This window comes from Candidatus Kryptonium thompsonii (assembly GCF_001535985.1).
GTDB lineage: Bacteria > Bacteroidota > Ignavibacteria > Kryptoniales > Kryptoniaceae > Kryptonium > Kryptonium thompsonii.
Genome location: NZ_CZVS01000012.1, coordinates 24,372 through 37,621, shown reverse-complemented (window position 1 = coordinate 37,621; position 13,250 = coordinate 24,372). Strand labels below are relative to the sequence as shown.

Below are 13,250 nucleotides of genomic sequence, written 5' to 3'. Positions count from 1 at the left end.
AAAATACCATTATCAAATTTTACCGATTGAAAGCTTTCAAACGCTGTAAAATTCACTGAAACAGTTTGACCTGGGGCATTTGAAGGGATAATATAGTTCCCAGGCGGAATATTTGAAGACAAAGCCGGAAAAATTTCATATACTTTAATGCTTGCGGTTATCGTCCCAGGGTTTTTAATTTCAAAATTTCCAAGTTGAGTTTGTGCTGAAGTTGAAATATCTGAAATTTTTAAGTTGTCTCCGACAGTCGTTGCTTCAAGTTCACTTGTGGTGGAGTAGTAAATTTGATTATTGCTACCTATTTTAAAATATGTTGTGTCCTTTTCAACAAGCTCACCAAGTGTAAATGTTTTCTCAAGTATTGGAACTGTCAAATCAACATCCCAAGTAGGCAAAACAGGTTCGGACGGTTTTTCAAAGCACCCATATAGAAAAATTAAAAATAAAACTGCTAATAAAGTTATCTTTCGCATTTTTGTTCCGCTTAATTTGTTTTAAGTTCTATTACAAGTTAATAAACCTTATTGAGACTTTAAAGTGATTTAAATCACATCCCAAGAAATGCTCTTAAATGACTTTCAACCGATCTCGCTAACGCTCCAAGATTGTATCCACCTTCAAGGACGGATAAAACCTTACCATTTGAAAATTTTACAGCAACTTCGTTTGTTAAATTTGTCATCATTTTGAATGCATTCTCGGTGAGGTTCATACCAGCAAGTGGGTCATCTCGGTGTGCGTCAAAACCAGCAGATATAATGATAAGTTCAGGTTGAAATTTTTCAAGGGTTGGCACAATTTCATTACCAAAAATTTTCAAATAGTCCTCATCATCAGACCCGGCGGGCATTGGGAAATTAAGTGTAAAGCCATATCCCTTGCCTGTTCCTTTTTCTTCTCTTGAGCCAGTTCCAGGGTAAAAAGGATATTGATGCAAACTTATGTAAAAAACAGTTGGATCTTCATAAAATATTTCTTGCGTTCCATTTCCATGATGAACATCCCAATCAATTATAGCGATCTTTTCGATTCCATAAGCTTCCTGTGCATACTTTGCTGCAATAGCGACATTATTAAAAATACAAAATCCCATCACCCTTTCGCTTTCCGCATGATGACCTGGGGGTCTTACAGCACAAAATATCTTATCAAAGCCTCCTTTAAAAATTTTATCAACACCATCAATTACACCAGAGACAGCAAGCAACGCTGAATTTAAAGAATCCTTACTGACATAGGTATCTCCAAAATCAAGTAATCTTACTCCAGACAAAATTGAACTTTTCACAAACTCAAGATGTCTTGGTGAATGAACCTTTAGTATCCACTTTTCAACATCACTTTTTAACTCAGGTGAAATCCATTCAATTTTTTCGTTTAAATCTGACTTTTTTAAATGCTCAACTATTGCAATTAATCTTTCCTTCCTTTCTGGATGTCCTGCCCCAGTATCATGTTTCAAATAATCTTCATGATAAATCAAACCTACCTTTTCCATTTTTAACAAACTGAATTTCATTTCAAAACAAATAAAACCATAATAAAAAAGTTCACAACATGACTTATGAAACAAAGCAAACAATTAACTTTTAAAACCTTCATCAAAACATAAATCAAATAAACTCCAAGAACAACAGTGACAAAAGAGATTAACATTAGCGCTGTTTTAATATAACCGTTGAAATTAAAAATAGCAAAAAGAAAAACAACAATGTAGTATAAAAGTCCATATACAAAGTTGGGCAAGCCTAAAATTCTTGCATACTTAGTGTTAATTATTGATTGGCAAGCATTCTCTGACAACTTACATACTTCAGGCAGGATAAATCTCGACGGTGATATTATGCCATAATAGACCAGCGTAAAATACAGAGAAATGTAAAAGCCAACAATAGATAAAAGCAATATAAAAAAGTTGTCGTACATAAAAATAAAAACCTGACCGCGGGGGTCAGGATAAATTAGGCTGGTTTTTGAATACGTCCCAACTTAATGCAGGTTGCACACACCTTTACTCTTTTAACCTCTCCATCAATTACAGCTCTAACCTTTTGAAGATTTGGAAGCCATCTCCTTTTGGAAAGATTATGAGCGTGACTTATTCTGTGCCCAGTTATAGGTTTTTTACCACAGATTGCGCAGATATTTGCCATTTTTCTCTTTTTATTTAGTTACAAATTTTGAGGCGACGCTGGGATTCGAACCCAGGAATAGCGGTTTTGCAGACCGCCCCCTTAGCCACTTGGGTACGTCGCCTTTTCGGTTATAAATATAAAAATTTGATGTTAAAAAATCAAAATTTAAACCCCTTTAAGATCCTTCAATATCTCATCCAATTTATCTATCCCCTCCTCTATATCCTCAATCTGGGACATTGCGAGCTCAGGGTAAAATGTTATCTCAATCGTTCGCAGAATTACCTTGCCATTTGAATTTCTATATTCACCCCACCATACTCCTGAAATCCCCGTCTCCTGCCAAACGGTTAACTCTGTACCCTCGTAAATTATTTTAACATTCCCCCTTCCAAGCTTTTCATCAATAAATCTCGCCTCATCATTAGATAGAGGGAAATTGCTCAAATTTATGACTTTTTTCTTACCCTCATTCTTTAAATCCACCAACGCATGTTTTATCTCGCTTAAAAGAAAAACTGCGTTCATCAAATCAGGTTGCATTTCCCTTCCTCCAGATTTCTATTTGTTCTTTTACTTTTTCAACAACTTTGCCAATCGCTCCCTTTACCTCATCACTCATTTCAGCACCCCATTCGTTATTCTTCGGCTGAACCCCAATTAAGACACTTTCAATCGGTTTTATATCAAGAAGATTCATTAACGCAATGACTTCGTGAAAAGTTATTTGATGTTCAGACACCTTTAAGCCAATAAAACCAGGAATTTTATTCAACTCAAACTTTACAATTTCCCCTGGCTTTCCACCGAAGTTGACAACATCAACAACGATAAGATAAGTTTTATCCTCAAGGTATGGCAAAAGATAAATACCAAGGGAGCCACCATCAATAATTTCAAGATCAGGTGACTCCCCAATTTCTTCTTTTAACTTTCTAACAACTTCAACACCAAATCCATCATCACCAAGCAATGGATTACCTATGCCGAGAATACCGATTTTCACTTTTCCTTCTTTTCCCATGGCTTTTCAACGGGCTCCCAACCAAATGGTCTTGTCTTTAACCCAGTTATCATAGATGACAGCATTCCCTTCTCTCTGAACACCTCAAGATAGATAACGAAACTGATATGGTGAATCATAAATCCAATTATACCCCACATTATTATCTTGTGAATCATCCTGACATTTGCCTCACCACCAAAGAGAGGAATCACCCACCCAAACAAAGTATCAAAAAATCCACCAGGGTTTATCTTACCAGCCATTGCAAATCCAGTCAAACCTTGAACCGAAGCTGCAAGGAAAAGTATCACATAAGTTAAAGTGGCAAGCGTATTATGCCCCAGTGTGTGAAGCTCATAATCAGTGTAGCGCAATGTTATATAATCCTTTAACTTCCACCATGCCTCCTTCCAAAAATCAGCTTTCCAAATATGAAATCTAAACCACTGACGATATGTATTTCCAGCAAAGAACCAATAAGCACGAAACAAACCATTTAACGTAAAAATTATCGCAAAGAGAAAATGTAAATTTTTCATCGTTGCCATAACAGTGGCACCGAATGGCTCATCAGCAGTTGGCCGATAAAACGGAGTACTGATATAAAAGCCCGTAAAAATTAAAACACCAACAGCGATCACATTTATCCAATGGCTAACTCTCACAACAGCATCCCAAACATAATATCTTGTTACACACTCAGATTCAACCCGATATATTTGATTTGCTTGCATTTTGCTTTCACCAAATTTGTTTTTATAAAATTTCGATTTTCGTTATTTCATTCCCGTTTACATCCAGAACATGAGTTGAGCATGCAAGACACGGGTCGAAAGAATGAATTACTCTTAAAATTTCAAGTGGCTTATGCGGATCATGAACTGGAACACCAATCAATGACTCTTCCATCGGGCCACGCTGACCTAAAGCATCGCGCGGTGAACCATTCCATGTAGTCGCAACCACAGCTTGATAATTTGCGATTTTACCATCTTTGATTTTCACCCAATGTGCTAAAGCACCGCGAGGCGCTGCGTATGTTCCTACTCCTTTTATCTCACCTTTGGGCCATTTGTCAGGATCCCACTTCTCCATGTTTGCAGTCTGGTAATCACCAGCTTTGATATTTGCAACAAGTTCATCAAAAAGTTTCTTCAACATTGTTAAGGCTCTTCTCGTTTCAATTCCCCTTGCGATAGTTCTGCCAAGCGTTGAATACATTGCATCAAATGGAAGTCCAAGCTTCTTAAGGGCTTCGTCAACATAAGACTTAACTTCTTCATCTTTATGCGCAAGGGCGATAATAGTTCTTGCAAGGGGTCCACCCTCCATTGGCTTTCCGCGCCAACGCGGTGCCTTCATCCATGAATACTTTTTATCCATGTCAAGAAATTCCCAAGGTGGCGTCGGTCCAGTATATTTGGGATTCGTCTCGCCATCCCATGGATGAAACGCAATTTTATCTCCTTTTGAATATTCATACCAAGAGTAAGCGACATATTCCTGAATTTGCTCTGGATCAGTTGGATCAACTTCATGAACTTCATTAAGATTACCATCAAGAACAGCTCCGCCTCTCCATCTGTTTGTGCTCAGGATTGTTTTTATATCACCTGTATCTTCTGGAAATTCACCGTAGTCAAGAACGCCTTTCTTACTTACACCTCCACCCCACTTTGCCCACTCTTTGTAGAAAGACATTATGGCAAGAAGATCAGGCCAATAAAGTTGTTCAACGATTTGCTCCGCTTCTTCAATTTTTGACTTCACAAGAGCAAGTTTATCAACATTAATTGCATCGGGATGGTTCAAATTAATTGCGCATGGCATCCCACCAACAATAAGATTTGGATGTGGGTTTTTCCCTCCGAAGACAGTATGTATCTTTACAATTTCCTTCTGCCAATTCAACGCTTCAATATAATGTGCAACGGCAAGGAGATTTGCCTCTGGCGGTAACTTATAACTAGGATGCCCCCAATATGCATTTGCGAAAATTCCAAGTTGACCAGATTCAACAAATTTCTTTAACCTGTTCTGAATATCTGTGAAATACCCAACCGATGATTTAGGCCAATTTGATATCTTTTGCGCAAGCTCAGCTGTAGCCTTTGGATTTGCTTTCAATGCTGAAACCACATCAACCCAATCAAGTGCATGAAGATGATAAAAATGAACAGTATGGTCATGAACATAAAGAGTTGCGATCATTATGTTTCTTATCAAATTAGCATTTTTCGGTATCCTAATTTTAAGAGCATCTTCAATTGCTCTTACAGAAGTAACAGCGTGCACCAATGTGCAAACGCCACAGATTCTTTCCGCAAGAGCCCAAACCTCTCTCGGATCTCTACCCCTTAAAATTATTTCAATTCCTCTGAAAAGAGCACTTGTGCAAGAAGCATCCTTGATTACATTTCCATCAACAATTGCTTGAACTCTAAGGTGACCCTCAATTCGGGTCATTGGATCTACGACAACTCTTTGTGCCATTTTTTATTCCTCCTTTTGTTGTTTCTTTTCTTCGCCAACTTCTGCTTTTTTCGCCTTTTGAGTTGCTTTCTTAACAATTGAAGCAACAAGATGAGCACCAGTTGCAACTGCAACGCCTATTGCAAATCCTTTGCCAATTTCATCTGCCGTTGCAAACCCAGGCAAAGGAACATCGGCGACATGTTGATAAAGCGGTGTCTTATCCCAATAGTCAGGCTCTGAACAACCAAGACATGGATGCCCTGACTGGATTGGGAAGCTCGTGCCTTCGTTCCACTTAACAATTGAACAGGCATTGTATGTAACAGGTCCTCTACATCCAACTTTGTATAAACACCACCCCTTCCTTGCACCTTCATCATCAAATTTCTCAACAAACATCCCAGCATCAAAGAAAGCTCTACGATAACATTTATCGTGGATCCTTTGACCATAGAAAACCTTTGGCCTCTTCAGCGAATCAAGCTCAGGAAGTGAATCAAATGTAATGAGATGAACTATTGTTCCAACTATAACCTCAGCAATTGGCGGGCAACCTGGGATATTGACAACTGGTTTATCAGTGATAATTTTATAGATCGGTTTAGCACCTGTGGGATTTGGATAAGCTGTGGTAACACAACCAAAAGATGAGCAGGAACCGACAGAAATTATCGCTTTTGCACCTTGTGCCGCTTTTTTAAGATATTCGATCGCCGTCATACCTCCAACAGTGCAATAAACCCCACCATCTTTCGTTGGAACAGAACCTTCAACAGCAAGAATATAGTTTCCAAAATTCTTTTTCATCCCCTCCCACACGATCTCTTCAGCTTGATGACCCGCTGCAACTTGAATTGTTTCCATATAATCAAGTGATATGGCAGTCAAAAGAACATCCGAAATTAATGGACGTGAAGACCTTACAAGAGATTCAGTACAACATGTACAAGCAGCAAAGTTAAGCCAAAAAACAGGCGGGCGTGGTTTTGATTCAAGCGCACGAACAACCTTGGAAACCATGCTACTTTCAAGTCCAAGGTAAGCCGTGGTTAAAAAACAAAAGCGCAAAAAATCACGCCTTGAAATCCCGTTTCTTCTCACGGCTTCATAGAATGTTTCCTGCTTTTGCATCTTTTAAACCTCCTTTGTTTAATAAATTTGTTTTTCAAAATAAACAAGCTTACCTCGCTTAAAACCCATCTTCCGCAAAAACGCAAGCGTTTCCTCATCAGCAAATTCAACCATAGCACATACTTTTCTCAAACCAAGCTCCCTGACTTTATCAAAAAACTCAGCAATAAGTCTTCTACCTACACCCTGCCTTCGATACTCTGGTAAAACAACAATCGCAATTAACCACCCACATTCGGGCCCACTATACCACTTCGGCCGAGTATCTCCAAAAATTAAACCAACGGGCTTATCGCCAATGTAAGCAATCCTACCAAATAAAGACCCAGAACTTTGAAGTTCATTCAAAACCTCGATAAACATCTTATCACAAAGGAAGCTATAACTATTGCTCTTTTTCAACTCTTCTTGAATCTTCAAAACGCAATCAATATCTTCCATCGTAAACTCTTTTGTCTCAATTTTTTCAAAAAAACCTTTCGTCAATGCACGAATAAAATTTTAATTGATAACTCACGAGACCGTTTCTCCTCAGGTGCCGTAACTTTAATGTATTTCTTAAGTAAAGTAACCAAGGGAAAGGTGCTTTACGGCAGGTACGGTAACCCCGATGAAATCCTGAATTCCATTAAAAACATCTATATCAATCGAAGGTTTTCTTTTGATGATATTTTTCAACAACCCAGCATATTTAACATCACCGATAATTTCAGCTCCGATCAAGTTGCCGTTACTAAAATAATAAAACTCAATCCTGCCATCCCGCTCGATTTCTTTCATTCTTTTGCTTTCGTCGTAAACATCGCCGATCGAAAAGTAGGCTTTATCAAAGACATTCAAAGCATTAACCCTTATACCACCTTCATAAGTTAGATCACACCCCGCAATGTTAGCCCCCGCAACTTTGCCAGTCTCCTGAGCATTGGACCAAACAGGAAAAGGTCTTATGCTTCCATCAATTAAACTCCTCAACTCAATACAATCACCAGCAGCATAAATATCAGGCTCAGATGTTTGCATTCTCTCGTCAACGAGAATTCCATTCCTCGGTCCAAGTTTGAGAACATCTTTAACAAAGTCAGTATTCGGCACAACCCCAACACCCATAATAACGGATGAACATTTTATCTTTCGCTTATTTGTCTTGACCGACTTCACAGGATTGCCCGAAATCTCAATCGGCTCCTCATTTTTTAGAACTTCAACGCCCCTTTCAACAAGTTGTTTTTCTATCATCTCCGAAACAGTTCTACTAAACACAGTGCTCATTATGTAAGGTGCGATCTCAACTATTGTAATCTTCTTTTTGAATTTTAAAAGCGAAAGAGCCGCCTCAACCCCCACTGGTCCTCCACCAATTATCACTACTTCCTTTGAATCATCACTTTTAATTTTTTCAGCATCTTCATAAGTTCGCAAAACATAAACCTTTTTATTCCTAGCACCTGAGATATCAAGAATTCTCGGTGAAGCCCCACTTGCGATTAAAAGTTTATCATAAAAATATTTGCTCTTTTCGGTTACAACAATTCTTTCCTTTGGCTCAACTGCAATGACTCGCTCTCCAAGTTTAACATCAACATTCATCTCGTTGTAGAAGTCAATTCGAATTGAAAACAAATTTTCCTTTGAAAGTTTTCCTTCAATATAGTATGGCAAAACCACAGGCGAATAATACGGCATCGCTGGATCAAGCGACTCTTTTGAAATTACGGTGATTGAACTCTTTTTATCCCACTTTCTTATCTCACGAATCGCCGACACACAAGCTATGCTATTTCCTATGATCACAATTTGCATTCTCTAATCTTGAAGTAGATTTTTTAAAATCTGCATAACCGCATCGACAAACTTTGTTGCTCCATTCTCCAAGATCGTTTGAACTGATGGCTCAGCTTTTTGGATATTTTCATCATAAGGCAAAAAATAAACGGGCAATCCTGAAAATTCAGCTTCAAACTTGGAAAGAAATTGTCTTACCTTCTCTTCTTCATCTCTAACTTTATTAAAAACAAGATGAATGTTCCTAATCCCAAGCCCCTTCGCAAGTTTCACCGCTTGTCTCATAACATAAATTGAATTAAATGTAGGTTCAGAAATAATGATGGCGTGATGAAATCCTTTGGCGATCGCCCTTCCAAAATGTTCAAGCCCTGCTTCGGTATCCATAATGATAAATTCACCTTTGCGAAGATTTATATAGTTTACAACCGCTTGAAGCAAATCATTTTCAGGGCAAGCACATCCAATCGATGGTTGCATAACTGTTCCCATTACAAGAAGATTTAATCTATCTTTCACCCTAATTCCGAATCTCTCAACTACATCGCTTACATCTGGATTTAACTTGAAAAACAAACCCCACCCAGACCCAGGTCTAACCCCAGTTTTCTCCTCAATGTAATCAAGCTGTCTGTTTAATGGAACTATCGCCTCGGCTTCATCAAATGGCAAACCAAGCGCAAAAGGCAGGTTCATTTGTGGGTCCTCATCAACAGCGAGAACATTAAAACCTGCATCAGCCAATAAATGAGCAAGAACAGCGGATATAACAGTCTTGCCAACACCTCCTTTCCCAGTGACAACTATTCTCACGCCAGATTCAACTTTTTCCTCAACTTGCGGAATCTTTGCCAAAACTTCTTTTACAATTAAATCCCTTTCTTCTTCGCTCGCTGTTGTAAATGGCATCAGCCAACCAAAATTATTTTAAATATGAACCGCCTCAGGGACTGGAAGAGTTAAAGCGATTCTCTTTTGTTTGATTCTATCAAGAATTCCTTTAACCGCAAGCTCTGGGTCACACTCAACATACGCTTCCCCACCTGTCAATGCCTTCAAATCTTTAGTTAATATCTCTCTAACTTTAGGACCACCTAAAATTCTCGGCGGTGGGCAAACATGAACTGTCACACCAAGCGCAAGCGCCCATGTTCCAATTGAAATCGCTTTTTCAGAAATTAATTCGGGTGCAGAAGCGACAACGGGTAAATCCGAAACCTTCAACCCAAGTTTTTCAGATAAAGCTTTGAGCAAAACCCCAATCCTTGAGTTATCAACACATGAACCCATATGAATTGCCACAGGCAAGCTATTCAAACCAGCGACATTTCCAAGCGCTTTCAAAACCTGTTTCAAACCATCGCCAACTTCAAACGAATCAACTTTATTCGGATTCAAAAACCCAGCCTGACCTGCAATATGAGCAATACAACCGGTTACAATCACAAGGACATTGTTCTTGATCAAGCCTTTTATCATTCTCTCAGCAAAAGCAAGTCGTCTCGTTTTTGGATTCGGACAACCTACAATCGCAACAACACCAAATATATTCCCATTTACAATGTTGTCAATCAAAGGCTTCAGCGGATCTTCATGGTTAACTTTTTTCAAAACCTCAATTAATGCCTCAACAGAAAATCCAGCTATAATCTCTTCAGGTGAATCAGGGATGAAAACCCTGCTTGGTTCTCTTTGCTTATACGCTTCAAGGGCTGTTTCAATAACTTTTTGAGCAACTTCATCAGCTTTTTCAGGTGAATATTCAATATGAATTGCGCCAGGTATTTTAACAAATGGCATTGTCGTTATAAGTTTCGTATGATAACAAGATGCAACATCGCTTAAAATTGGCCATATGCATTGATAATCAACAACCATTGCTTCAAGCGCCCCAGTTACTATAGCGAGCTCAGCTTGAAATTCATTTGCAGCCAAAGGAACACCATGTCTCATCAAGACCTCGTTACCCGTGCAACAAACACCGACTATATTTATTCCTTTCGCACCAAGCGATTTTGCTTTATCATTTAATTTTTCTGCCCATTCAACAATTTTCTCAGAGAGCAAGGGATTATGCCCGTGAACAGCGATATTAACATAGTCTGGATCAATTACCGCAAGATTTGCTTTACTTTTTATCGGCTTTGGCGTCCCAAAGATAACATCCGAAAGTTCAGTTGCCATCGTCAAACCAAGTCCATCAATAAGTCCCATCTGCAAATCTGCAAGCATTATGTTTACAGGGTCAGCATCGTTGCCCATACTTGTTCTATGCATCGCATTCATTATCGGACGCCAAACATTATGCGGAATTACACCGAGTTTTTCAAGCTGTTCATAACTTGACTTCGGAGTATACGCCTTAATCCAAACAGCTGGTTCCCTCTCAAGCCGTTTGAAATCTTCAAGCGAAATCTCAGCAACTTCTTTCGCTATTTCTTTTATATCCTTACCTTCCGTTTTGATCCCAAGGTTTTCAGCAACTCTTTTCAGTTTTTCTTCATCTTTAATCGTGTAAGTTGAAATTTTCCCCTCTGCAACTTCTTTTAAAACCTCCGCTATATCCATTGCGTGCTCCGTATGTGCTGCAGCACCGCCAACCGTTTCCCTTAAAAGATTCCTTGCAACAATTGTATCTGCCGTCGCACCGCAAACCCCAACCCTTGGACCGCCGTCAAAAATATCAATCCTACACGGACCCATATAGCACATTCTACAACATACTCCAAGCTCCCCAAAACCACATTGAGGCTCCTGTAAAGCTAACCTTTGCAATGATGTTGTCTTAACCTCTTTTGCTTGCTTTTTCAAAAGTTCAACATTTGAAGGTGGAAGTAAACCAAAATCATTTGACTTGTTATCCCAAACTCTTTCTTTATCTTTTAAAATGTCCCCCATTTTAGATTACCTCCATATAAGTTTTCGTTGATTTTGAAAGCGATGAAATTGTTGATATCCTCTTGAAATGTTCAAGGGTTGAAACATCCGTATAAATTAAAGCATTTGTTGGACATGCTTCAACACAAGCTGGAATCATACCACTTTTTAACTCTATCATTGCATCCATCACATTTTCTTGCAACTTTTCTTTCAATGTCAGGATAAATTGCTCCAAATGGACAAGCCATCGCACACTGCCAGCAACCTATGCATTTTGCGTTGTTATATACCACAAGATTTGTCTCGCTATCTCTGTAAATTGCGGAGGTCGGACATACAGCAACACATGGGGCGTCTTCACAATGATTACACCGCAAAGAAGCGATAAATCCATCCAACTTTAAAACGCTGTTAAATCTCGGCGGGCGAGGTTCCTCAAAAATTGCTTTATAAATATCTTTTGAAATGGAATGTTCCACAGCACATGCTATCTCACAACTTTTACACCCCGTGCATCTTGAAGGGTCAATAAAAACTTTTTTCATTTTATAACTCCTGTGAATTTTTAATCAAAAAGATAAATTTGCAATTGTTGTGCCAGTGATAAATTGTTAAAATCCAACAAAACATTAACATGAAGTGCCATAACTGACAATTCAAAGGTTGGAAATTTTGCCAACTTTGGCAGGAAAGTTTTAAACGGCAGGAACGACTTTATTTATTGGGGTTAATTTTATATTTCTTTAACTTCCTGTAAAATGTCCTCAAACTTAACCCAAGTAAATTTGCAGCTTCCTTCGGATTCGGATGCTCTTTCAAAGTTTCAGAAATTAAATATGTCTCAAAACACTCCAACTTTTCCTTTGCATTCTTCCCCCTTAAAATCTCTGGATGTTTACAAAAGTGTATTAAATAATCAGGCAAATGCTCAATTTTAATATCTGAGCCGTTTGATTTCGCCAATGAATAAATTATAACGCTTCGCAACTCCCGTATATTTCCAGGCCAGGGATAACAGAAAAACAATTCCATAACGGATGGATCAACTTTGACACTTTTACCTGCGGATTGAATGAAATACTTTACAAATTCAGGGAGATCAAAAATTCTATCCCTCAATGGCGGAAGCTTATAAACAAAAACGGAAAGACGATAATAAAGATCTTTCCTAAATTCACCTTTTTCAACCTTTGCTTTTAAATCCACATTCGTTGAAGCAATAAAGCGAACGTCAACTTGCCTAGGCTTGGTATCTCCAACGGGTATTATTTCCTTTTCCTCAATCGCCCTTAAAATTTTCACCTGCGCTTCAATTGGCAATTCCCCAATCTCATCCAGAAACACAGTTCCACCACTTGCCTCTTCAAAAATTCCTTTTTTATCTTTATCAGCCCCAGTAAAAGCACCCTTTTTATACCCAAAAAGTTCACTCTCAAGGAGATTCGCAGGAATCGCAGCACAATTTATGGGGATAAAAATTCTATCTCTTCTACTTGAGTTTTGATGAATGAATCTTGCGAGTACTTCTTTACCTGTTCCAGTTTCCCCCAATATGAGAACTGGTTCATCAGTTGAAGCAGCAATTAAAGCATCATCAAAGATGCTTTTAAGCGAACCGATAACAACATTCATAACGCTCACATTTTAAATTTAACCCCAACCTTGTAGGTGCTTTGAAAAATGATTTATGAGTATTTGACAGGCTTCAAGGTGCGTTTAAAACTTTAGTCGGGACGGCGGGATTCGAACCCGCGACCCCTACCACCCCAAGGTAGTGCGCTAACCAGGCTGCGCTACGTCCCGAAACATTTACAAAGAACGATTCACAGTCAAAACTACAT

General features: G+C 38.7%; 16 protein-coding genes and 2 tRNA genes. All 18 read right to left on the bottom strand.

Features of this window, described 5'->3' with window-relative positions; translation table 11 throughout:
* On the bottom strand, positions 1 to 473 hold a 473-nt coding region (locus tag AWW78_RS02470; RefSeq protein WP_047134045.1), incomplete at its 3' end, for a hypothetical protein.
* 74 nt (positions 474 to 547) lie between these two features.
* A complete protein-coding gene (locus AWW78_RS02465) occupies positions 548 to 1,498 on the bottom strand; it encodes a histone deacetylase family protein (protein WP_047134044.1) in 951 nt (316 codons plus the stop codon).
* 17 nt (positions 1,499 to 1,515) lie between these two features.
* Complete coding sequence (locus AWW78_RS02460) at positions 1,516 to 1,926, bottom strand: vitamin K epoxide reductase family protein (protein WP_075426056.1); 411 nt, start codon at positions 1,924 to 1,926, stop codon at positions 1,516 to 1,518.
* Positions 1,927 to 1,961: 35 nt separating this feature from the next.
* Positions 1,962 to 2,153, bottom strand: coding sequence for a 50S ribosomal protein L28 (rpmB, locus tag AWW78_RS02455; protein ID WP_047134042.1), 192 nt, complete (start codon positions 2,151 to 2,153; stop codon positions 1,962 to 1,964).
* A gap of 30 nt (positions 2,154 to 2,183) precedes the next feature.
* A tRNA-Cys gene (locus AWW78_RS02450) sits at positions 2,184 to 2,256 on the bottom strand.
* A gap of 44 nt (positions 2,257 to 2,300) precedes the next feature.
* The gene (locus AWW78_RS02445; RefSeq protein WP_047134041.1) at positions 2,301 to 2,678 is read right to left on the bottom strand and encodes a hydrogenase expression/formation C-terminal domain-containing protein; all 378 of its coding nucleotides are present in this window, start codon (positions 2,676 to 2,678) and stop codon (positions 2,301 to 2,303) included.
* Positions 2,668 to 3,159, bottom strand: a complete 492-nt coding sequence (locus AWW78_RS02440; RefSeq protein WP_047134040.1) for a HyaD/HybD family hydrogenase maturation endopeptidase — start codon at positions 3,157 to 3,159, stop codon at positions 2,668 to 2,670. Before AWW78_RS02440 ends, AWW78_RS02445 begins: the two co-directional genes overlap by 11 nt.
* Positions 3,138 to 3,875 (bottom strand): Ni/Fe-hydrogenase, b-type cytochrome subunit, encoded by a 738-nt coding sequence (gene cybH / locus AWW78_RS02435; RefSeq protein WP_047134039.1) that lies wholly within the window; start codon positions 3,873 to 3,875, stop codon positions 3,138 to 3,140. The genes AWW78_RS02440 and cybH overlap by 22 nt, the downstream gene beginning before the upstream one ends.
* 22 nt (positions 3,876 to 3,897) lie before the next feature.
* Complete coding sequence (locus tag AWW78_RS02430; protein ID WP_047134038.1) at positions 3,898 to 5,634, bottom strand: nickel-dependent hydrogenase large subunit; 1,737 nt, start codon at positions 5,632 to 5,634, stop codon at positions 3,898 to 3,900.
* Between the two features lie 3 nt (positions 5,635 to 5,637).
* The gene (locus tag AWW78_RS02425; RefSeq protein ID WP_047134037.1) at positions 5,638 to 6,747 is read right to left on the bottom strand and encodes a hydrogenase small subunit; all 1,110 of its coding nucleotides are present in this window, start codon (positions 6,745 to 6,747) and stop codon (positions 5,638 to 5,640) included.
* A gap of 18 nt (positions 6,748 to 6,765) precedes the next feature.
* Positions 6,766 to 7,233: a GNAT family N-acetyltransferase gene (locus tag AWW78_RS02420; protein WP_047134036.1), complete on the bottom strand. Its 468-nt coding sequence runs from the start codon at positions 7,231 to 7,233 to the stop codon at positions 6,766 to 6,768.
* A gap of 72 nt (positions 7,234 to 7,305) precedes the next feature.
* Complete coding sequence (locus AWW78_RS02415; RefSeq protein ID WP_047134035.1) at positions 7,306 to 8,547, bottom strand: NAD(P)/FAD-dependent oxidoreductase; 1,242 nt, start codon at positions 8,545 to 8,547, stop codon at positions 7,306 to 7,308.
* A gap of 3 nt (positions 8,548 to 8,550) precedes the next feature.
* Entirely contained in the window at positions 8,551 to 9,438 is an 888-nt protein-coding gene (locus AWW78_RS02410) for an ATP-binding protein (protein ID WP_082349113.1), read from the bottom strand.
* An 18-nt stretch (positions 9,439 to 9,456) separates the two neighbouring features.
* Entirely contained in the window at positions 9,457 to 11,427 is a 1,971-nt protein-coding gene (cooS, locus tag AWW78_RS02405) for an anaerobic carbon-monoxide dehydrogenase catalytic subunit (RefSeq protein WP_082359536.1), read from the bottom strand.
* A gap of 1 nt (position 11,428) precedes the next feature.
* Entirely contained in the window at positions 11,429 to 11,566 is a 138-nt protein-coding gene (locus AWW78_RS10510; protein ID WP_176696223.1) for a hypothetical protein, read from the bottom strand.
* Positions 11,547 to 11,954 carry a 4Fe-4S dicluster domain-containing protein gene (locus AWW78_RS02400; protein WP_075426055.1) on the bottom strand — a complete coding sequence of 136 codons (408 nt, stop codon included), beginning with the start codon at positions 11,952 to 11,954 and terminating at the stop codon, positions 11,547 to 11,549. The genes AWW78_RS10510 and AWW78_RS02400 overlap by 20 nt, the downstream gene beginning before the upstream one ends.
* A gap of 169 nt (positions 11,955 to 12,123) precedes the next feature.
* Positions 12,124 to 13,041 carry a sigma-54 interaction domain-containing protein gene (locus tag AWW78_RS02395; protein ID WP_075426054.1) on the bottom strand — a complete coding sequence of 306 codons (918 nt, stop codon included), beginning with the start codon at positions 13,039 to 13,041 and terminating at the stop codon, positions 12,124 to 12,126.
* 96 nt (positions 13,042 to 13,137) lie between these two features.
* Positions 13,138 to 13,212: transfer RNA gene (locus AWW78_RS02390), tRNA-Pro, on the bottom strand.
* Between the last annotated feature and the right edge of the window lie 38 nt (positions 13,213 to 13,250).